This window comes from Chryseobacterium herbae, from assembly GCF_025154075.1.
GTDB classification, from domain to species: Bacteria; Bacteroidota; Bacteroidia; order Flavobacteriales; family Weeksellaceae; genus Chryseobacterium; species Chryseobacterium herbae.
In genome coordinates, this window is sequence record NZ_JAOAMU010000001.1 from 65,679 (window position 1) to 86,645 (window position 20,967).

Below are 20,967 nucleotides of genomic sequence, written 5' to 3' on the forward strand. Positions count from 1 at the left end.
GATTATATTAAAAAACATAAGTCGCTGCCGAATTTCCTGAAAGAATGACGGGAGCGGTCTTTCCGTTATATTTGATATTAAAACTTTCCTCTGCACTGTTTCCATTCTGGATAATCAATACAGTTTTCCCGGCCGGGGTTTTAAATGCCGCCGTAGAAAGGGTTTCTGTTTGTGTAGAAGCAATACGCTGAGAGCCTGCAGGCACGAATTTGGAAGCGTGTGCAATGATGTAGTAGGAAACATTTCTGGTGAAATTTTCACTGTCTGAAACCGTTATTGCTCCTTTACATTCCGTACATCCGCCCTCTGTGTGAGGTTTATACTGCGGATCATTCGCTACATTCCATTCCAAAGCAATACTGCTCCAGTTTCTCATAGAACCGATGATTACATTTTTAATGTGCCAGTTCAGGTCTTCGTTAAAAGTCCCTTTCGATCCCGTCCACTGCTCGGTAAAATACAAATTTTTATCGGGAAACGCGTTGTGTACGGTGCTTAAAGCTGAAATATCTCCCTCATACAAATGGAAGGCTGAGCCGTCAATATACCGATAGGCTTCGGGATCTTTCAGAATATCAAGGGCGTATTCCGGTTTGTTGCAGTTATGATCGTAGACTACAATCTTTGTCTTGATAGTATTGGCTTTAAACACTGGTCCTAAATGACCTTTGATAAAATCTCTCTGCTGCTCAGACGGCATAAAGAGACTCGGATTGTTTCCCGGATGGAGCGGTTCGTTCTGAGGAGTGACTGCATCAATGGTAATTCCCTCTTTTTTCATTCCCAGAATATATTTTGCAAAATAGTCTGCATACACGCTGTAGAATTCGGGTTTTAAGCTTCCGCCTTTTGATTTACCGTTATCTTTCATCCAAACCGGAGGTGACCACGGGGCTGCAATGATTTTAATTTTAGGATTAATCGCTAAAATCTCTTTCAACATGGCGATCAGATCTTTGTCGTTAGCCAGACTGAATTTTGAAAGAGTTGGATCTGTCTCTCCTTCCGGAAGTTCATCGTAAGAGAAAACCCGGCCATCAAGATCGGAAGCTCCGATGCTTAATCTCAGATAGCTGATAGAAATCGAATTCTTATCTTTTCCGAAAAGTTCGTTCAATAAAGCTTTCCTCTTTGCCGTTGAAAGACGGTTGATTACTTCTACGCTGCCTCCTGTGAGGGTATATCCAAAACCGTCAACATATTGAAACTTCTGAGTGTCATCAATTTCAATATTTTGCCAGCTGTTCGTATTTCCCCCAAATTTAATCGGAGTTTGCGGCTGTAATTTTACACTTTCATTGCCTTTGGTAAGCCAGGACTGTACGTCATTTTCTTTACCGGCTCCCACCGAAGCACACGATAAAGGAAAAAGTACCACGCCGCAAAGCAGCGCGGTACCTTTAAAAAAGAAACTATATAAACTGTGAAACTTCATGTTTTAATAAAAAGGATTTTGTTTTAAAGCTGTGTTGTTCAGCTCATTGAAAGGAATTGGAAGAATTTCGTTCTTACCGGCCTTAAATCCTCTTGTTCCTAACTTAGCCGGTGCATCTCCCCATCTTACCAGGTCGAACCATCTATGTCCTTCTCCTACCAATTCTCTTCTTCTTTCATCCTTGATGGCCTGCATAGAAACAGAAACCGGAGTAAGTCCTACCCTTGCTCTTACCGCATCCAGTAATGCCTGAGCTCTTCCTCCTGCACCGCCCAATGCTTCAGCTTCCATTAAATAGGTGTCTGCTAATCTGATGGCAATATAATTCTGACGGAAATTCAATTCTGTAGGTCCGGGAAGATTGGATTTATCTGCATTTCTCGGAAGATATTTATTCAGGAAATATCCTGTATCTCTGAATCCGGGAGAATAAGTAATCTTACCATCTTCTTTGAATTTTTTACCATTGAATATTGTGGCATCCAAACGCGGATCTCCCTGCATGAAATTAAACAGATCGTCCGTCACCGGATTGAATCCCCAGCTTGCATAAATATCGGGAGCATCATTATTAGGAACAGTGGCAACACGTCCGTAAGATTTAATCCCCAGCATGACATTGATTGAATTTCCTTCGTCCTTACCTGTACCCCAAAACGGCCAGTCTGCATTACTTACGTTGGTGTGCATTACTTCAAGGACTGATTCTGTGGTGAATTTATTATCTACTTTCCATAAGTCTGCAAAATTGCCTACTAATTTGTACCCATACTGGCTTGTCTGCCCAGGTGTACCATTGACCTGCTCAAATTGAGCAGCAGCTTCCGGGTTTTTCTTATCATATAAATAGATTTTCCCCAAAATAGCTCTCGCCGTGCCCTGTGTAATTCGTCCTTTTTCACTGGCTCCGGATGCCGTCATCATAAGATCCGGTAAAGCGGAAAGAATATCAGATTCTATTTGGGCATATACTTTCGCAGGATCTTCCTGTGGGATATTGTAGTAATTATCTGTAGGCAGAACAGGCTTCAGGATAAGAGGAATATTTTTGAACATTTTTAATAATTCAAAATAATATAATGATCTCAACACTTTGGCTTCGGCAATAAATCTTCTTCTCGTCAGATCATTCATCGTAGCATTTGGAATCCTGTCCAGCAAAAGATTGGCATTTGCAATTCCCTGATAATAATTTTTCCAATAACTTTCAGGCATGATGATCGAATTGAGAGAATAGTTGGAGAATCCCTGAATTCCCGCACCGTCTGAAGAGTTTCCTCCTCCGGAATAGAAATCGTCAGAAGCTCCATTGAAGAACGTTACCATATTTTCAAATCCGCCGGAATATTTTCTCAGCATATCATACGTAGCAACCAGACCACTGAATGCCTGTTCTTCATTTTTGAAATAGTTGCTTGAATCAAAAGTACCGGTATTCTTTACATCTTCCAGATTTCCACTGTCACAAGATACCGCTCCGAAACTAAGACCTGTCAGTAATACAACAGATACACTCTTATATATAAATCTATTATTTCTCATTTTTTTAGTTATTAAAATTGAACATTAGCTCCAAAAAGAAAAGTTCTGGCCTGCGGGTAGAAAGCTCTGTCTATCCCGAAAGTATCTCCTCCTGCAATTTCAGGATCGTAGCCGGTGTATTTTGTAAAAGTCACAAGATTTTCTCCTGTCACATAGAATCTGATTTTGGAAGCTCCGATTGTTTTAGATACTTCTTTCGAAAGCGTATACCCGATCTGAACCAGTTTCAGACGTAAATAATCTCCGTTCTGAAGATAGTAATCAGACATTCTTGTGTAATTCTGATTATCATCATTTCTGGTCACTCTTGCTATGCTGTTGGATGTCCCCTCACCGGTCCACCGGTCTAAAATAGAGGTCTGGTAGTTGGCTTCCTGAATATCAAGTCTTCTCAGTCCCTGGAAAATTTTATTACCAGCCTGTCCCTGAGCAAATATCATCATATCAAAATTTTTGTAATTCATATTCAATGTGAATCCGAATGTATATTTTGGTACAGAATTACCCAGATTCACGTAATCTTTTTCATCAATTACTCCATCTCCGTTGGCATCCAGTCTTTTGAAATCTCCTGGTTTTGCATTAGCCTGAATTAAGCCTCCGGTTGAATTTCTATAGGCATCAACTTCTGCCTGGTTTTGAAAAATACCCAGATTCTGGTAACCATAGAAAGAACCATAGGATTCGCCCACCTGCAATCTGGAAACATTACCCAGGGTTTGGAATGAAGCAAAATTCACATAAGGTTTATTGTCTTCCAGTCTTGTAATTTCGTTTTTCAAATAGGCAAAATTACCGTTAGCAGAAATTCCGAAATCTCCCCAGCTCTTTTTGTATCCTAAGCTTACTTCTATCCCGTCATTGTTCATATCCCCAATGTTTCTGAAAGGATTCTGATTTAATCCTAAATAACCGGGAAGTTCAACTCTTCTCAGAATATCCGTACTTTTTTTTCTGTACACATCCACACTCAGATCAAAATTTCTTAAAATCTTAAGATCTGCCGCGATGTTAAACTGCGATGTTCTTTCCCATTTCAAATCGGGATTCTCAAGTGTACTTGGTGCATACCCTACGCGGATGATATTATCTCCGAAAGTATAATTAGTTCCTGCAACCAGGAAATTAGCAAACTGGAAATCATCAATAGCATCATTTCCTAATATACCATAACCTCCTCTCAGTTTAAAGCTGGTCACCACTTTGTTCTCCGGCCAAAAACTTTCATTAGATACATTCCAGCCTAAAGACATGGCCGGAAAGTTCCCCCAATGGTTGTTGCTTCCAAATTTTGAAGAACCATCCCTACGAATTGTTCCTGTGAAAAGGTATCTGCTATCATAATCGTACACTACTCTGGCAAAATAAGAAGCCTTGTGGGTTTGTTTTCCATCCCAGGCGTTTCCTTTTTTGTTTTCCGGAGCCACATCAAAATTGAAAGATGCATCTTCCCAGTTATTGACAGGAAGGTAAGAGAATGTTGTACTTTGTCCGGAAGAAATATTAAATTCATAATATCCCTGACCCAATAGCACATTTAAGCTGTGTAGTCCAAACTTATTTTGATAGGTAAGCGTATTTTCGGTACTCCACTCAAATTTTTTGTCGATCTGTCTGAATAAACTGTTAAAATCATTTTTATTGGCTGTGCTCAAATAATTGGTAGGTGTAAATGCCTGATTTCCCCAATAAGAAAGCTTCCCGTTCATGCTTGTTTTAAAACTGATGTTCTTATTGAATTTCAATTCCGCAAAAACATTGGCTATTAAATCATCGGACCATTTGTATCTCCCTAACTGAGTTTGTCTGAAAGCTAATGGATTGGTCATTTCCTTACTTACATATTGCGAGATCCCGTAAGGATTTCCATAAGGATCTCTTACATAATTGGGGTTATTAAGATAATCACTAAAGTTCGGCTGGTTTTCAATACCGTTAGTTACCACTACCGGTGTCAACGGATCAAGATTGATGGCAGAACTCAACGGACCACCGAATTCTCCATTATCAGTAACCCCTTGGGATCTTGTATGCGTATATGCGAATGTTTGACCTACCGTTAAAAAGTCGAGTACTTTATGCGTGGAATTTAATCTGGCATTAATTCTTTTATAATTTGAAATATCTCTTAGTACGATACCCTGCTGATCATAATATCCAAAGGATGAATAAAAAGTAGATTTATCATTTCCTCCACTGATACTGAATTCATGGGATTGACGTTGGGCACTATTAAAAATCTGTTTTTGCCAGTCTGTTCCGGCTCCATATGATGCGGGATTTCCCAGTACCGGTGTCAGTCCGTCATTAAGATAAGCCTCGTTCATGATGGTTGCGTATTGAGAACCATTCAGAAGGTCCAGTTTATTTGCAGCACTTCCAACACCAAAAAAGCCATTATATGAAAGATTTAATCTTCCTTTGGCTCCTTTTTTAGTGGTAATCAAGACGACCCCTTTGGCAGCTGAAACTCCGTAAATAGCAGCTGAAGCTCCATCTTTAAGAATCTCCATTCCTTCAATATCGGATTGGTTAAGCCATCCAATATTGTCCACTACAATTCCGTCTACCACCCATAAAGGATCATTACTTCCCGCTCCAAAACTTGTGATTCCACGTACACGAACTGTCGCTGCGGTTCCGGGCTGTCCTGAGTTTGAAATCACACTCACACCGGCTGCACGTCCCTGCATAATCTGCTCAGGTCTTCCTGCGGTAGGAGAATTTTCAATATCGGCAGCTTTTACACTTGATATTGCTCCTGTCACATTGCTTTTTTTCTGGCTGCCGTAACCAATCATCACGACCTCCTCGATTTTATTCTCTTTCGGAACAGTGTCCTTTACGCTGGTCTGGGCGTTGAAGTTCGCTGTAAAATACAGCACAGCAACCACCCCCAGGTTTCTTGATATTCTTAGATTCATATACAGTTAGTTTTTTAATTCTCAAATTGAGACAATAAAAATATATTTTTTTTTAATTAATTAACATTGTATTCACAATTATTTTAATTTTTCGTTTATTTTTGGGACTTTAAAGCCCTATATTCGCGTCATAATTCATAAAATTATCTTAAAAACTCAATTTAAAAAGTCCCCAAAATGACAGCCAACCTTCCCAGAATCTCCCTTCCCTTAAAACTGACCTTCCTTATCTTTTCAATGGTTTTAAACTGTATGGGCATTGTGATTCTTCAACTTTCGGAAGAAAAAATCACTTATGAAAAACTGGGGTTTCTGGAATCATTCAAGGATCTGCCCATCGCATTTATTTCACTTTTTGCGGTGAATTTTATCAGGAAAACCGGCACTAAAAGAGCGCTTATTTCTGCACTGGTTATTGTGGGGATTTGTTCATGTCTCCTGCCCTTTGTTCAGGATTTTTGGTTTTATAAAGTTTGGTTTGCGATTATCGGGACCTGTTTTGCGGTTGGTAAGATTTGTGTTTTCGGGATTATCAGGAATAATATTTCGGATGAGAAGTCTCTTGCCAAGATGATGAACAGCGTAGAAGCCTCATTTATGGTAGGAATTTTTGTAGTCAATACCGGATTCGGCTGGCTCATTTCAAGTCAGTATTCCGAGTTCTGGAAATTCGGATTTCTATCTATATCTGTGCTTTGTGCTGTAACTATTTATTTATTTTCAAAATTAAATATCTCAGAAGCCAAAAAAACGGAGCGTAAAAGTCTTATTTCAGAACTTTCGGTATTTGCAACCCCTGCAACTCTGGTGTTTCTTGGCGTTGTTTTCTTTATCGTTTTTGTAGAACAGGGATTTAATTCGTGGCTTCCTTCATTTTATAAAAACCACCTGAATGTCAACTCATTCTTTGCCCTGCAGGCCACCTCTTTTCTTGCTCTTTTTTCGTATGCGGGAAGAACCATAACCGCTAACGTCATTCACAGATTTTCGTTATCGAAATATTATGTTTTATGTATTTCATTAATTATTGCTGTGCTCCTCATGATTTTAGGAATTCAGTATTTTGATTCTGTGAATTCCAGTATTATTCTATTTTTATTTCCTGTGATCGGGCTTTTTCTTTCACCGCTTTATCCTGTGATCAATTCAAAAATGATTGCTAAGATTGAGAAAGAAAAAATCAACCTGTTTACATCCCTAATTGTGATTTTCTCATCTCTGGGTAGCTCTGTCAGCTCTATTATTATGGCTGTTCTGTTCGAAAAACAGCTGCTAAACTACTATCCGCTGTATATATTACTTGCTGTTTCTGTGCTTTTTACGGTGAGTTTAATATATTTTAGGCTTGCAGGAAAGAAATTATAGAAAATAATTTTATTTTTACTCCCATGAAAATCAAGGACACCAAAAACAAAGAAACCCTTCAGGAACTTATTGATACAAAAGATTTTGTAGCACACGTATCTGTTGACTGCACGATATTTGGTTTTCACAATAATATTTTGAAGGTTTTGCTTTTAAAGTACCACGATCTGGATCTGTGGTCGCTCCCGGGCGGTTTTGTTTTTAATGATGAAGACCTCCGTGAAGCTGCCGCCAGAGTATTGTATGAAAGAACCCAACTTCAGAATCTTTTCCTAAAACAATTCCATACTTTCGGAAGGATAGACCGTACGGAAAATAATGTACATCAGATTCTTCTTAATAATAAAGGAATTGAGGTTCCCAAAGATCACTGGATCTTCCAGAGATTTATTACAGTTGGATATTGCAGCCTTATCGATTTTTCCATTGCGAACACTTTTCCGGATGCTTTTAACGAAAGCTGTGAATGGTTCGAAGTCAATAAATTGCCCAAGATGGCTTTTGATCATGACAGAGTCATAGAAACCGGCCTTGAATATTTAAGGATGAATATCAATACCGAGGTGGCTGCCAGCAATCTTCTTCCGGAGAAATTTACCATGAAAGATCTTCAGTCGCTGTATGAAACTATTTTAAACCAGAAATTCAGAAGAAATAATTTCCAGCGCAAGATATTAAGCTTAAATATTCTGGACAGATTGGAGAAACTTTACGACGGTTCAGCTAACAAAGCTCCGTATCTCTATAAGTTCAAAACTAAGGTACACAATGCTGCCAATCAGTATCCTATCTCCAATGATGAGGAATCTTAGGAGACCCAATTTTAAGTAAAATTCTGCCAGCCTTTATTTATCTCTCTGAGAATCAAAGGCAATAAAGATTTTCAAAAAAATTTTTCAAACCACACGAAAAGTATTACTTTTAGACAAATCAAAAAAATCATGTCATATTATCCTCTTACAAGCATTCCAGACTACTACGGAATTGATGCTTTACTTACTGAAGAACACAAACTGATCCGTCAATCGGTAAGAGATTGGGTGGAGAGTTTTGTAATGCCGCAGATTGATCAGGCCGCGCAAAATCATACAGATATTCCGGGCTTAATGAAAGAATTGGGAAAAATCGGAGCTTTAGGTCCATATATTCCGGTTGAGTACGGCGGTTCAGGGTTAGATCAGATTTCTTATGGTTTGATCATGCAGGAATTGGAAAGAGGAGATTCTGCGGTACGTTCTGCTGCTTCGGTACAGAGCTCGCTGGTGATGTTCCCTATTAATGAATTCGGTTCTGAAGAACAGAAGAAAAAATACCTTCCTCACCTTGCTGCGGGAGAAATGATCGGGTCTTTCGGATTGACGGAGCCTAACCATGGTTCTGACCCAAGTTCTATGGAAACCTATTTCAAAGATATGGGCGACCATTATCTTCTGAACGGTGCTAAAATGTGGATCACGAATTCTCCTGTCTGCGATATTGCTGTAATCTGGGCAAAAAATGAAGAAGGAAAAATCCAGGGATTAATTGTTGAAAGAGGAATGGAAGGTTTCACCACTCCGGAAACTCATAATAAATGGAGCTTAAGAGCATCGAAAACCGGAGAACTGGTATTCAATGATGTGAAAGTTCCTAAAGAAAACTTACTTCCGGGTGTAACCGGACTAAAAGGACCACTATCTTGTTTAAATTCAGCAAGATACGGAATATCTTGGGGCGTAATCGGTGCAGCGATTGACTGCTACTGTACAGCCGTTCAGTATTCCAAAGAAAGAAGACAGTTTGGAAAGCCGATCGGTTCTTTCCAGCTTCAGCAGAAGAAATTGGCTGAATTCTTAACGGAAATCACAAAAGCACAATTGCTTTGTCTTCAGTTAGGACATCTTAAAAACGACCATAAAGCAAGTCCAGCACAGATCTCAATGGCTAAACGTAACAACGTGAAAATGGCGATTGATATTGCACGAGAATCAAGACAGATCCTTGGCGGAATGGGAATCATGGGTGAATTCCCAATGATGAGACACGCAGCCAACCTGGAATCTGTGATCACTTACGAAGGTACACACGATGTACATTTACTGATCACCGGTTTAGATATTACTGGAATCAACGCTTTTTAATTAAAAGCTAAAATATACGGAAAAGGAGTCCGGCCGAATGGCCGGACTCCTTCTTTTACTCACTTTGCGGGGAACTTGTATTCAATGAATAATTATTGATGTATTAATATTCTAACGGTTTTGTTAAAAATATCTAATTTAATCTCAATAAAAAATATTGATATGAAAAAACTATCCACGCTTTTATTAGGTTTAACAGCTCCGTTCTTTTTTGCCCAACAGGCAGGAGACCTTGTGAACGTTGAACAAAAACTGGATCTGACTCCGCAGGGTGTCGTTAATTTTATCGCCAACAGCCTTGGCGAACAGAATGCTCCGGATTTCGTCAGTTACCTGAATGGCTTCAACGTAGGTCTTAAAGGTTACAAGATCACCTATTACACTAAAAATGAAAATAACGTTCTCGTAAAAGCTACGGGACTGCTGATGTATCCTAACCTCAATTTTAAGCTCTCTACCGTAGTTTCTGACCACGGAACCACAGACAGCAGGGATAATGTTCCTTCCAACTTTAAAGGGGCTTTAACCGCCGGATTTGTGGTAGAACTTTCTTACGTCCTTAACGGATATATTTTAATGGCTCCTGACTACGTTGGTATGGGAACCGGAGACGGTGTTCATCCTTACGTAGATTACGCTACAGAGGCCGGTGCTACTATCGATTTCGTAACTGCAGCCAATAAAGTTCTGGCTCAGCAGGGAATCAAACGTTATGATGAATATTTCCTTGCTGGTTATTCTCAGGGCGCTCATGCTGCCATGTCAACCTTAAAAAAACTCAATATTTCCAATCCTACCAATCTGAAGTTCAAGTATGCCTATATGGGAGACGGACCTTATGATTTTTCAGGAGTAACTTTAAACAAAGGAGTTCTGGAGAAAGATTTTTATCCGTTTACCTCGTTCCTGGCTAATGTTGTCCATTCCTGTAACAATATGGGCTATAAAAGCTATACCAACGACATTTCCGAGGTTATCTCTCCGGAATATCTGGATAAATACAACTATCATGTCGTTCAGGATAACGGAGGCCTTCTTTGGGGACCGGTGATATGGAGAAAGCTTTTCACTCAGAATTTCATCAACGAAACAACCAACAATCTTAACAGTAAGTTCAGACAATGCTTAAAACCTAAAGATGTGTATGACTGGTACAACAAAACACCGATGACGTTAGGGCATTCTTCTGTTGACCTGGCCATTCCACCTGAAAACACTACTAAAACCATTGATGTTCAGCGTGGCTACTACGCCTGGTGGGATCTGAACAAATACAAACTGGATTCATTCTTTTGGGGACCTTTAGGACATGTTGGAGGAATTGTTCCGTTCACATTGGCATCCAATGCAAAATTCAATACACTCAGAAGCGGAGGCCTTTTGAATCAATGGGCGATCCTGACTTCAAAACAGCAGGGAAACACTAACCCGGAAACCACAACTTCGCTCTACTCTTCTCAATTAAAACCGGATCTTGGAAACATGCAGCTGGTTGGAATTACAGATTTCAATCAGGAAAAAGCGGCAAGCAAGTCAGCGGCAGGCAACAATTTATCTTCATTGAAAGACGGGGTTTACCTTCTTAAGGTACAGGAAAACAATGATCAGAAATTACTTCCGTACGTTAAAAATACCCCTATAGAAGTTCCTGAAAATGAGATCATACAGTCTGAAAACAACGGTCTTTTAAAACTGAAACTTCCTCAGGAAGAATTGATTGCAGTTAATGTTTTTGATGAAAATAAAAACCTGTTAAAAACAGTATCTCAGGAACAGTATACTTCAGACGGAGGAATTAACACAAAAGATATTGACAATCAAAATAATACCTTTGAAATCGTTACCCAATATTATAATCTGCAGTTCAAAAAAACACTGACAGACCGTTCACTAGCTAATAAAGCTGAAATATTTACGAGAAACCGTCAGATCGTTGCAAGAGCAGATAATGGTATTAAAAACATCAGCATCTACAGCATTTCCGGTGCACTGATTTTGCAGCAGGAAGTTAATAAATCAGAATTTGAATCAAAAAGCCTGGAATCAGGAATTTATGTTGTTCAAATGAGTGATAACGATGGAAAAATAACCAACAAAAAAGTAAAACTATAAGACAAAGACGCTTGTATATTCTTCATTTCAAATTGAGTGCACTTCAGCAATGAGGTGCATTTTTTAATTCGAATAAGTCCTGATGTTTTCAATAAAGCTAAGATCCGGATTCAGAATTTCGAGGATCAGGTTTTTCACGGACATCATGGCATCATCAATACTTCCTTTTTCAAACTGCAAAGAAACCACTCCTTTTTTAGCTTCTGCAAAACTCCAGATTCCCGTTTCGATAGGAAGTCCCCAGAACTCCGGAAGATTCTGTACCACATAATGATAAATGCACAGCTGCAAAGCCTGTTTTCTTTCGCTGTTGTGGAAATAGTCAGTAACGTTGTTTTCGTCTATTTTTACCGTAAGATTTTTGATTTTCGCGGTTTTATAATCGATAATCCTTAATGTTCCGTTCAGGCGATCTATCCGGTCAATAAATCCTAAGAATGAAATTTTATCATGGCCATCAAGATAAAAATCTACATTTTCAAACCTTTTTTCAATGTCTAAAATCTCCAGCGTATTACCACTTCTTACCAGTTCAAGATCATGGTTGAGAACATTTTCAATCACTTTTTTGGCGATCGCTCTGTGGATGTAGTTCATCCCTTTTTCATAGAACTCCGGCTGGTGTTTCAGCTTTTCAATCGCCACATTAATGTATTGATCTATATCTTTAATTGAATTCTGTAAATCCTTTTCTTTTAAAACCTTACATTTTAGTAATTCATATACTTCTTGAAGTGAATAGTGAACTAAATTTCCGTAGTTTTTAACCGACAATTCTTCTTCAATTTCATCCGTTTCCGAAGTCTTCAATATCTTCGAAAGATAAAAATCAATCGGATTATAAAGGTAGCTGGTCAGGTGAGATGCAGATACTTTTTCCTTCCACTTCTCAAGTCTTTCCATTACAATTTCCGTCTTCGGAATTTCTATAGGCATGGAAGCAATCGGCTCGGAAGAATTCTCAATAATAAGATGCTCTATCGGATGGGAACTCTCCATTTCGATCTGCGTAATGAAACGGCTCTTCTCTCCGGTATTCACTCCGGAACTGAGTGCATTGTATAGCAAATGGACATTTTGAGAATCCTGAATCAGTCTGTAAAAATGATAGGCATAAATACTGTCGTTTTCCAGGAATGTATGAAGATCAAAATACCTTCTGATATCAAACGGAATATACGTGTTCTGCGAATTCCCCAAAGGAAGTTTTCCTTCATTCACCGAAAGCATGATCACATTTTCAAAGTTTAAAAGACGGGTTTCCAGAAGTCCCATGATCTGAAGTCCGCGAAGTGGCTCTCCCTGAAAATCTATACTCTCAGAATTCACATGCTGGTTGATCAGAATTTCAAGCGTTTCCATTTTGATCTCAAAATCATATGGACTCACCTGGTTTTTAATGATTCTGAAGGCATTTTCAAAATGGGAAACGTTTTCATACTGGATGTCATCTATTTCCAGCCACTTGATGTCGCGGCAGAAACTGATCAGCATATCCAGATAAACGCCGGTATGATCCGCTTTTTTAAGAAGGCCATAATATGAAAGCCCGCTCAGAAGTTCTTCTAAAAGCTTTCTTGATATGTAAACAATATTCCTCTCCTCTATTTTCGTTCTGAAATTACTGATAATCGTTTCATCTTCAGCAGATTTCGGAAGTTCTTCAAGGATCGGAAAAATATCTCTGTAGTAATAGGAAGACTTGTTTTTCTCCAGTTGCTTCTGAAGATAAAAAAGCTGTTTTACCGCATTGGAAAAGGAAAGATTCTTCAGCGGAAAACCCATGGTAATATTCAGGTTATCAACTTCATACATGACATCCAGACTTGCAGGAAGTAAATTCTCATCCAGCAATACCACTGCTGTATTGGAATAGGTCTTGTTTTCAATTTCCTTAAAAATTTCAGGCAGCACTTTCGTCTGCGTTACATTTCCGGAAACTTCGTAGACTTTTATATTTTTAGGCTGGTTAAAATCATCCTCAATCCACTGAAAAGCTCTGTCATCATCAAATTCTTTCCACATTTTATGGTTTCGGAGAAATTTCCCCGCTTCCTGTCTTTCATCATCAAAATAATAACGGTCAGCCTGAAAGAAACACTGTGCTTTATTCCACTGCAGCAGGCTTCTTACCAGCTTCTCTTCCACTGGCGTGAATGCATTGAAACCACAGAAAACGAAATGTTCGGAAGTGTTTTTAGCAAAATCTACAATCTTCGATTTAGCTGTTTCGTGAATCATACCGGAAGTTGCCCAATTCTTTTCCTTCAGCTTTTTCTTTAAGACAGGAAGAAAAATGTTCATATTCTGCCAGAAATTTAGGAATTTCTTACGCGGAACGTCATCATCTTCCCCCAGATCCTGAGCCCATTCTTTGATTCGCTCTTCATCAAACATATACTGTAAAACAGCTTCATCACTATCAGAGAACTTCAGGATATCGTCCCAGTCCTTCTGAAGGGTCGGAAACCACTTTAAAAAGTCCGCAAAATCATCTTTTGGGATAAGACCAAGGTTCCGATACACATCAAAGGCAAAAAGCCACAGAGAGATTCCCTGAACCGGCTGTTTGTCTGCAATCCTGTCGATCAGTTCTTCTACTGTAAAAAAATTGGGCAGGAATCCTGAATAATTGTTTTCTTCCAGGATCTGCCTGATGAATACGATGGGACGCTTTCCGGGCAGAACGATGTTAAACTCAGACAGGTCCGGATTTTGGGCCAGCAGTTCGTGGATGATCTTATTGAGGAATTTCAAGAGACTTTATAGCTTTTTAAGTGGTCTATTTCTTCAGCGATGAGGGCATTGTATTCTGCCTGTTTTTCTTTATTGATCCCATGCTCAGTGATCTTGTCATAGGAGATCTGAAAATTCTTGTAATCGTTTGATATTTTTTGATACAGTGTTTTAAAATTTTTATCGTAATCACCAGAGGTTTTGATCTTTTCCTCCACTTCTTTCCTTAATCTTCTGGCAAATAATTCCGCGATATCGAAATGTTTCTGCTCATGAAGGAGAATATAGTCATTCATCCTTTTAGTATCTTTCCAGGATCTGTCTACATTGAAAATAGCCGTAATCTCAATTTTTACAGAAGATTTTGGATTGGTAGATTTTACTACAGAATATTCCCAGCCACAATGGGTATAAGCGGCTACATCAGGATTATTTTTCCTGTTCACCGGACTTTTAAAATCCTCCCAAACGAGTTTCCTGTCTTCGTTCCAGATGATTTTCTGTCCGAAAAGGGTATTCAAAGCAAGCAGGCAGAAAAGTGAAATCAGTTTCATTATTATTCAACTACAATTGTTTTGGTGATCCAGCTGCTGTCCCCGTTCCAGAATTTAAAAATATATGTTCCGGTTTGTCGCGGGCTAAAATTGATCTGGCTTGCTCCTACATGAGCGGATTGTGCGCAAGGTCCTTCAGCAGTGTATTTGTAAGCGGTAACAGATCTTCCGAGGCTGCTGTCATGAATATAATCATATCCGTAAAACCCTTCACATTGGGACGGATAGGTAGAATACGTCTTAATGCTCTGTATTGTATACACATCCATGGTATCTTTCATGACCTTCACACTGTCGATCCTGATTCTTGCTATGGATTGTATGGTCTGGTAATCATCATCTTCACAGGAGACAAAAACCAGCCCTGAAAACAATACGGAAAATCCAAATTTCAAAAGATTTTTCATACCCTCTAATTTACCGATTATTAATAAAAATTCAGTAAAAATTGTCCCTTAATTTTATAAAATTAAGAACTAAAATTACCTTTTGATACATAAATCACTTTTTTAGTATCAAAAAATTCTTCATCAAAATAGTTTTTAAGGTTGAATATTTCACATTTAATTCCGGCCAGTTCTTCAGCAAGATCGCCGCCTTTTAAATATAAAACTCCATTATGTTTGGGATTTATCTGTTCTTTTTCAAATTTTCCTTTCAGCCATCTCAGGAATTCCGGCATTTGGGTCACTGCACGGCTCACTACAAAATGGAATTTTTCTTTCACCTTTTCTGCTCTTCCGTGAATAGCCGTAAGGTTTGTCAGTCCGATTCCTTCTGCCACAGCTTTCACCACTGTGATCTTTTTTCCGATAGAATCTACCAACGTAAATTGGGTCTCCGGAAACAAAATCGCTAAAGGAATTCCCGGGAAACCTCCGCCGGTTCCGATGTCCAGAACTTTTGTACCAGGAGCAAATTCCATTATTTTAGCAATTCCCAAAGAATGCAGAACGTGCTTTTCATAGAGCGATTCCATATCTTTTCTGGAGATCACATTGATTTTTTCATTCCATTCATTGTACAATTCTTCCAATTGGTTAAACTGTTCGATCTGCTTCTCTGTAAGATCCGGAAAGTATTTTAATAGTAACGACGCTGCCATATGAATTATTATAATCCGCAAAAATAAGTTTTATTTCCATTGTATTCAAATCGAGTTGTCTTGATTTGGCCTTAATTTATCCTTTCCAATCATCTCGCAATACCCGGAATAACGGGAACGCTTAGATTTCCATACTGATCAACCGCCTGTACAGCAAAAATATAATTATCCTTGGAAAGTGGAATTTTAATGGTCAGCTCCTTGGTCCATATCTTTTTCTGCCACACAGAGCTATCAGTCTCTCTCATAAGAATATAATATCCTGCCGGCACTCCGGATTTTGGCTTTTCCCATTGCAACGTGGTAGAATTGGTGAGTTCCTTCACTTTTATTTCTACCTTTTCAGGTTTTGAAGTGGCTTTGGCGAGACTGGCCAGAACAGCAATATTCGCGGCCACATTTCTTTTCAGATAACTGTAATCGATAAACTCAGGAAGATCACCATATTGTTTGTTATTTTCCACTCTTACATCCTGATGCTGGTGGTCATAATTTTCATAATACTCGGTAAGTCTCACCGAAGGATAGCCTCCATTGACAAAGCTGGAATGATCGCCTCCGCGCAGAAACCTGTCGTTTCTGTAAATCAATTTTACTTCAAGTCCTTTCACATATTTTTCTGCAACTTCTTTGATGTAACGGGCTAATTGCCGGGATTCACCGTCGTTTTCAAGCCCGATATTTCTTATGTTCAATGCTTTTTTATCCAAGTCTGCATAAGGCAGCCCTTCACTGAAAACTCTAAGGGTCCGGTTGTTGATTTCTCCGGTTTCTCCGGCTTTTGGATTTCCGATCATGTCATTATTCAGGACGGCTTCTATCTGCAGGTTTTCTTTTTTAGCTTTCTCTGCCAAAAGTTTGGATCCAAGCAGCGATTGCTCTTCTCCGGAAAAAGTAACGAAAATAAAAGAAGCCGGAAATGAAGATCTGCTCAGAATTCTTGCGGCTTCGATGACTGCGCTTACTCCACTGCCATCATCATTGGCGCCGGGAGCAAATGAGGTCCTGTTCATTACATCCGTCACCCTTGAATCCAGATGTGCTGAAATCAGGAAAATTCTTTTATCATTAGGATCTGTACCTTTCAGAAAAGCGATTGGATTTCCCAGATTGGTCACCTTGTCTACCCGTTTCCCATCGGGCTGAATATCTTCATGCTGCAAGTACACGTCCATCCTCCCGCCGGAGTTTTTGGCATATTCTTTAAATTTTCCGAGCACCCAGTTCCTTGCCGCTCCTATTCCCTGATTCTTATCGTCTACTGAACTCAAAGTATGTCTGGTATGAAAGCCTACAAGTTTGCTGATGTAAGATTGTAGAGAATCCGAACTTACTTCAGAAACGTATTTCTTTATTTTATCGTCTTTTGAATGGGTCTGTGAAAAACCTACAAAAGGAATCAGCAACAGAAGAAGAGAATATTTCATAGGATGGGTATAAGAAGGATTAAATATACAAAACATAGACTAAGTTCAGGATAAGATATTCTGTTTTTACAGGGTCTGTGGAAGAGTTGTTGTTGGAGTACGCTAAGGCGCAAGGTTTTTAAACTTCATGAGTATTTAAGACGCAAGAAAATAAAAGATTTTCAGCAAGAGTGAAGATGAGATTGCTTCGTCGCTACGCTCCTCGCAATGACATTGGTATACAGTTTTATCAGAGATAAAATCCTTGCGCCTTACAGCATAATCCTTTCCTATTTCTTTGCGACTTTGCGAAAACCAACACTGCATTAAATTTTAATTTAAATAATATCTTGTTGGAAAAATGCTAAGAACGCAAAGACTTCAAACACAAACAAAGGTTAAAACACTGAAAACCAAATGCTTTTTCACTATGCAAAATATAAAACCGTGAATTATGACGCGATCAATTGTGTTTCAGATAAAATTCAAAAAAAAGACCGTCTTTCGGCAGTCTCTGTTTATTTTTAATCTTTTTCAATCGGATTATTGGTCATTCTGAGCTTCTTCGCAATCAGAGCATCCATCTGTTTTCCGCTTTTCTTCAGTTCATTGTAATCCAGTTTGGTTACATAACCGTCTTTCAGTTCAAGCCCAATGACGCCTGCTTTGGAATCTACACTCATGCCGGCAATATCATCTACAGCAGTAAAGGTGTAATTTTTAATCAATTTCCTGTATTCAGTATTGGTCATCTGCTTATTGTTTTTAGGAATAAAAGAAGTCACTGTACTGATTTTTTTAATCTGAATCAAATCAAAAACATGATTATTTTCATTGTCTTTCACAGAAACAACAAGTCCCGGAAGTCCAGTGAATTTATAAGGACCATCACTCACCGGAAAGTCTTTGCTGAACCACGCTTCCCATTTTCTGCCTTTATAATCTGCTACTGCTTTCTGGCAGTTCATATTATTGATTTTTTTGAAATCATTCTCAATTTTCCACTTCGGAGCTTCATTATCTGAAGTTATAATGCTTACGGTTTTGTATTTGTCGTAAAAATTGATCGTCTTTTGAGCATAGTCTTTTTCTACAATATAGTTCAGATTACGGTCATATTGCCTGCTTTTTAAAAGGGCCGGATAGCTTTTATCAGCATTATAGGTGGAATCCCGTTCATATTTTACGCCATTCTGGAAATACGATTTTTTCCCATCCGTATCCAGATTCATATAATCTGTTATTACTGAATCTTTCTTCGCCGCATCGGGTTTCATTTTATATTCGTAAACAAAACGGTAGCTCTGGGCCGAAAAGAAAGAAGCCCATAATAAAAACAAAAGTCTGTACATTTTAGATGATATATTGTTAAAATACTCTTGAACACAGGCTGAATCAGCCATTTCCAAATCTAGCGAATAAATTGAAACCTGACAAAAATCTTTTTTTCAGTCTTACTTTTATTTCCCGGCAAAACGTTTTTATTATATATTTGTTAAAATTCAAAAAGACCCACATGGATAAACTTTCAGATAGAGTAAAGAGATTAGGTTACTCACAGACTTTCGTCATGTCAAACAAAGCAAGAGAAATGAAGGCCGCCGGCATTGATGTGATTAGTCTTACGCTCGGCGAACCGGATTTTGATGTGCCGGATAATATCAAACAGGCCGCTTTTGATGCCATTAACCAAAATTACAGCCACTACTCACCTGTTCCGGGGTTTATTGAACTTCGTGAAGCGGTAGCCCATAAATTAAAAAGAGACAACAATCTTGAATATAAGCCTTCGCAGATCTGTGTTTCCAACGGAGCTAAGCAGGCGATTCTAAATGTACTTGCCTCCGTTATCAATGACGGGGATGAAGTATTGCTTCCTGCTCCTTATTGGGTAAGCTACGATGAAATGGTGAAAATGATGGGTGGGACTTCCGTCATGCTTCCGACTTCTTATGTTACAGATTTCAAAATAACGGCTGAGCAGCTTGAAGAATCCATTACGGATAAAACAAAAGCGATTCTTTTCAGTTCTCCGTGTAATCCATCCGGTGGGTATTATACGTATGACGAATTAAAATCGATGGCGAAAGTCATTGCTAAATATCCTCATGTGACCGTGATTTCAGATGAAATCTATGAGTACATCAATTACGAAACAAAAACGACTTCTATCGCTCAGTTTCCGGAAATATACGAACAGACCGCTGTGATCAACGGAATGTCTAAGGCATTTGCGATGACTGGATGGAGAATCGGGTATTCTGCCTGTCCGGAATGGCTGGCGAAAGCTTGTGAAAAGATCCAGGGACAGATGACCAGCGGAGCGAATACGATGGCACAGAGAGCTTCCATTACCGCTTTGAAAACAGATCCTTCTGAATATAAATACATGATCGATGCTTTCCAGAAAAGAAGAGATCTTGTGTATGATCTGATGAAAGAAATTCCAGGATTTAAAGTTGTGCTTCCAAAGGCTGCCTTTTATTTCTTCCCGGATGTTTCCCATTATATCGGAAAAACACTGAACGGCACGGAGATTAAAGATTCCGATGATTTCGCGATGCTCTTACTGGAGCATGCTCACGTGGGTTGTGTAGGTGGTGTTTCTTTCGGAAGTCCTGAATGCATCCGTTTCTCTTACGCAGCTTCTGAAGAAGACCTTAGAGGAGCGATGAAAAGGATCAAGGAATTGTTAGCGCCTTTCAATTCATAAATTTAATTTAGACTTGTTAAAAACTTGATATAAACTAAACAAAAAGCTCTGATTTCAGGGCTTTTTTCTTTAAATCTATTAAAAACAATTATAGATTTTATTTATCGATATTCATTTGTTCGATAGATGAAATATTTATATATTTGCACTAGAAATTTAAATATAAAAACAGAAAATTATGTCTTTAGTAGGAAAAAAATTCCCAAATGTAACAATCGATGCTATGTCTGAAATGGGTGACGATCTTAGAGTCAACATCCTTGAAGAAGCTACTTCTAACCAACAAAAAGTAATCTTATTCTGGTATCCAAAAGATTTCACTTTCGTATGCCCTACAGAGCTTCACGCTTTTCAGGATGCTTTAGGTGAATTTGCTAAAAGAAACACTAAAGTAATCGGTGCTTCTTGTGATACCAACGAAGTGCACTTTGCATGGTTGAACACAGCAAAAGATAATGGAGGTATCGAAGGGGTAACTTACCCGCTTTTAGCTGATACTCACAGACAGCTAGCTAACATCTTAGGAATCGTAGACCAGGATTTCGAATACAATGAAGATGGAGAGGAAACTTTCACAGGTTCTAATGTAACGTACAGAGCGACTTATCTTATCGACGAAACTGGAAAAATATTCCATGAGTCTGTAAACGATATGCCTTTAGGAAGAAACGTGAAAGAATATTTAAGATTAATTGATGCTTACACACACGTTCAGAAACACGGTGAAGTATGTCCTGCCAACTGGGAAGAAGGAAAAGATGCAATGAAAGCAGACAGAACTTCTACAGCAGAATACTTAGCTAAGAACTAATCAAAACACTATAACAATGTAGCAATTGCACACTAATATAGCAATATAAGAGTGTAACAATATAGCAGTGTAACAATGTAACAATATTTAAAATCCAATATTTTAATTGTTACACTGGTACATTATCCAATTGCTACATTGTTA

Annotated in this window: 15 protein-coding genes; 6 read left to right on the plus strand and 9 right to left on the minus strand. The window is 38.7% G+C overall.

The annotated features are described in order from the left end of the window. Positions 1-7: 7 nt before the first annotated feature. From N0B48_RS00315 to N0B48_RS00325, 3 genes are read right to left on the minus strand one after another with little or no spacing between them, the layout of a single operon-like run. On the minus strand, positions 8-1,435 hold the full coding sequence (locus tag N0B48_RS00315) for a glycoside hydrolase family 30 protein (protein WP_259835538.1): 1,428 nt from the start codon (positions 1,433-1,435) through the stop codon (positions 8-10). Between the two features lie 3 nt (positions 1,436-1,438). Further along, positions 1,439-2,977, minus strand: coding sequence for a RagB/SusD family nutrient uptake outer membrane protein (locus N0B48_RS00320; protein ID WP_259835540.1), 1,539 nt, complete (start codon positions 2,975-2,977; stop codon positions 1,439-1,441). Between the two features lie 11 nt (positions 2,978-2,988). Further along, on the minus strand, positions 2,989-5,901 hold the full coding sequence (locus N0B48_RS00325; RefSeq protein WP_259835542.1) for a SusC/RagA family TonB-linked outer membrane protein: 2,913 nt from the start codon (positions 5,899-5,901) through the stop codon (positions 2,989-2,991). Between the two features lie 177 nt (positions 5,902-6,078). On the opposite strand from N0B48_RS00325, the gene N0B48_RS00330 reads away from it, so the two are divergent. The 4 genes from N0B48_RS00330 (at position 6,079) to N0B48_RS00345 (ending at position 11,498) form a co-directional block, all read left to right on the plus strand. Further along, positions 6,079-7,266 carry an MFS transporter gene (locus N0B48_RS00330; protein WP_259835544.1) on the plus strand — a complete coding sequence of 396 codons (1,188 nt, stop codon included), beginning with the start codon at positions 6,079-6,081 and terminating at the stop codon, positions 7,264-7,266. Between the two features lie 23 nt (positions 7,267-7,289). Continuing rightward, the gene (locus N0B48_RS00335; protein ID WP_259835545.1) at positions 7,290-8,078 is read left to right on the plus strand and encodes an NUDIX hydrolase; all 789 of its coding nucleotides are present in this window, start codon (positions 7,290-7,292) and stop codon (positions 8,076-8,078) included. A 129-nt stretch (positions 8,079-8,207) separates the two neighbouring features. Beyond that, the gene (locus tag N0B48_RS00340; RefSeq protein ID WP_259835548.1) at positions 8,208-9,386 is read left to right on the plus strand and encodes an acyl-CoA dehydrogenase family protein; all 1,179 of its coding nucleotides are present in this window, start codon (positions 8,208-8,210) and stop codon (positions 9,384-9,386) included. Positions 9,387-9,548: 162 nt separating this feature from the next. Further along, positions 9,549-11,498 carry a T9SS type A sorting domain-containing protein gene (locus N0B48_RS00345; protein WP_259835551.1) on the plus strand — a complete coding sequence of 650 codons (1,950 nt, stop codon included), beginning with the start codon at positions 9,549-9,551 and terminating at the stop codon, positions 11,496-11,498. Positions 11,499-11,561: 63 nt separating this feature from the next. Here the strand turns inward: N0B48_RS00345 and N0B48_RS00350 are convergent, their stop codons facing one another. The 6 genes from N0B48_RS00350 to N0B48_RS00375 all read right to left on the minus strand — a co-directional run bounded on the left by N0B48_RS00350 (position 11,562) and on the right by N0B48_RS00375 (position 18,639). Then, entirely contained in the window at positions 11,562-14,255 is a 2,694-nt protein-coding gene (locus tag N0B48_RS00350) for a PD-(D/E)XK nuclease family protein (RefSeq protein WP_259835554.1), read from the minus strand. Continuing rightward, entirely contained in the window at positions 14,252-14,788 is a 537-nt protein-coding gene (locus N0B48_RS00355) for a DUF922 domain-containing protein (RefSeq protein WP_259835556.1), read from the minus strand. The genes N0B48_RS00350 and N0B48_RS00355 overlap by 4 nt, the downstream gene beginning before the upstream one ends. 2 nt (positions 14,789-14,790) lie before the next feature. Then, the gene (locus N0B48_RS00360; RefSeq protein ID WP_259835558.1) at positions 14,791-15,195 is read right to left on the minus strand and encodes a hypothetical protein; all 405 of its coding nucleotides are present in this window, start codon (positions 15,193-15,195) and stop codon (positions 14,791-14,793) included. 62 nt (positions 15,196-15,257) lie between these two features. Continuing rightward, positions 15,258-15,893 (minus strand): 16S rRNA (guanine(527)-N(7))-methyltransferase RsmG, encoded by a 636-nt coding sequence (gene rsmG, locus N0B48_RS00365; protein WP_259835561.1) that lies wholly within the window; start codon positions 15,891-15,893, stop codon positions 15,258-15,260. A gap of 89 nt (positions 15,894-15,982) precedes the next feature. Then, positions 15,983-17,320 (minus strand): M28 family metallopeptidase, encoded by a 1,338-nt coding sequence (locus tag N0B48_RS00370; protein ID WP_259837519.1) that lies wholly within the window; start codon positions 17,318-17,320, stop codon positions 15,983-15,985. 503 nt (positions 17,321-17,823) lie between these two features. After that, positions 17,824-18,639 (minus strand): GLPGLI family protein, encoded by an 816-nt coding sequence (locus tag N0B48_RS00375; RefSeq protein ID WP_259835565.1) that lies wholly within the window; start codon positions 18,637-18,639, stop codon positions 17,824-17,826. A gap of 176 nt (positions 18,640-18,815) precedes the next feature. On the opposite strand from N0B48_RS00375, the gene N0B48_RS00380 reads away from it, so the two are divergent. Next, positions 18,816-20,012: a pyridoxal phosphate-dependent aminotransferase gene (locus N0B48_RS00380; protein WP_259835567.1), complete on the plus strand. Its 1,197-nt coding sequence runs from the start codon at positions 18,816-18,818 to the stop codon at positions 20,010-20,012. 178 nt (positions 20,013-20,190) lie between these two features. Then, positions 20,191-20,823, plus strand: coding sequence for a peroxiredoxin (locus tag N0B48_RS00385; RefSeq protein WP_259835570.1), 633 nt, complete (start codon positions 20,191-20,193; stop codon positions 20,821-20,823). Positions 20,824-20,967 lie beyond the last annotated feature (144 nt).

Excerpts from the sequence above, each read along its gene's own strand:
- N0B48_RS00315 (WP_259835538.1), bottom strand. The coding sequence starts at position 1,435 with ATGAAGTTTCACAGTTTATATAGTTTCTTTTTTAAAGGTACCGCGCTG.
- N0B48_RS00320 (WP_259835540.1), bottom strand. The coding sequence starts at position 2,977 with ATGAGAAATAATAGATTTATATATAAGAGTGTATCTGTTGTATTACTG.
- N0B48_RS00325 (WP_259835542.1), bottom strand. The coding sequence starts at position 5,901 with ATGAATCTAAGAATATCAAGAAACCTGGGGGTGGTTGCTGTGCTGTAT.
- N0B48_RS00330 (WP_259835544.1), top strand. The coding sequence starts at position 6,079 with ATGACAGCCAACCTTCCCAGAATCTCCCTTCCCTTAAAACTGACCTTC.
- N0B48_RS00335 (WP_259835545.1), top strand. The coding sequence starts at position 7,290 with ATGAAAATCAAGGACACCAAAAACAAAGAAACCCTTCAGGAACTTATT.
- N0B48_RS00340 (WP_259835548.1), top strand. The coding sequence starts at position 8,208 with ATGTCATATTATCCTCTTACAAGCATTCCAGACTACTACGGAATTGAT.
- N0B48_RS00345 (WP_259835551.1), top strand. The coding sequence starts at position 9,549 with ATGAAAAAACTATCCACGCTTTTATTAGGTTTAACAGCTCCGTTCTTT.
- N0B48_RS00355 (WP_259835556.1), bottom strand. The coding sequence starts at position 14,788 with ATGAAACTGATTTCACTTTTCTGCCTGCTTGCTTTGAATACCCTTTTC.
- N0B48_RS00360 (WP_259835558.1), bottom strand. The coding sequence starts at position 15,195 with ATGAAAAATCTTTTGAAATTTGGATTTTCCGTATTGTTTTCAGGGCTG.
- rsmG (WP_259835561.1), bottom strand. The coding sequence starts at position 15,893 with ATGGCAGCGTCGTTACTATTAAAATACTTTCCGGATCTTACAGAGAAG.
- N0B48_RS00370 (WP_259837519.1), bottom strand. The coding sequence starts at position 17,320 with ATGAAATATTCTCTTCTTCTGTTGCTGATTCCTTTTGTAGGTTTTTCA.
- N0B48_RS00380 (WP_259835567.1), top strand. The coding sequence starts at position 18,816 with ATGGATAAACTTTCAGATAGAGTAAAGAGATTAGGTTACTCACAGACT.
- N0B48_RS00385 (WP_259835570.1), top strand. The coding sequence starts at position 20,191 with ATGTCTTTAGTAGGAAAAAAATTCCCAAATGTAACAATCGATGCTATG.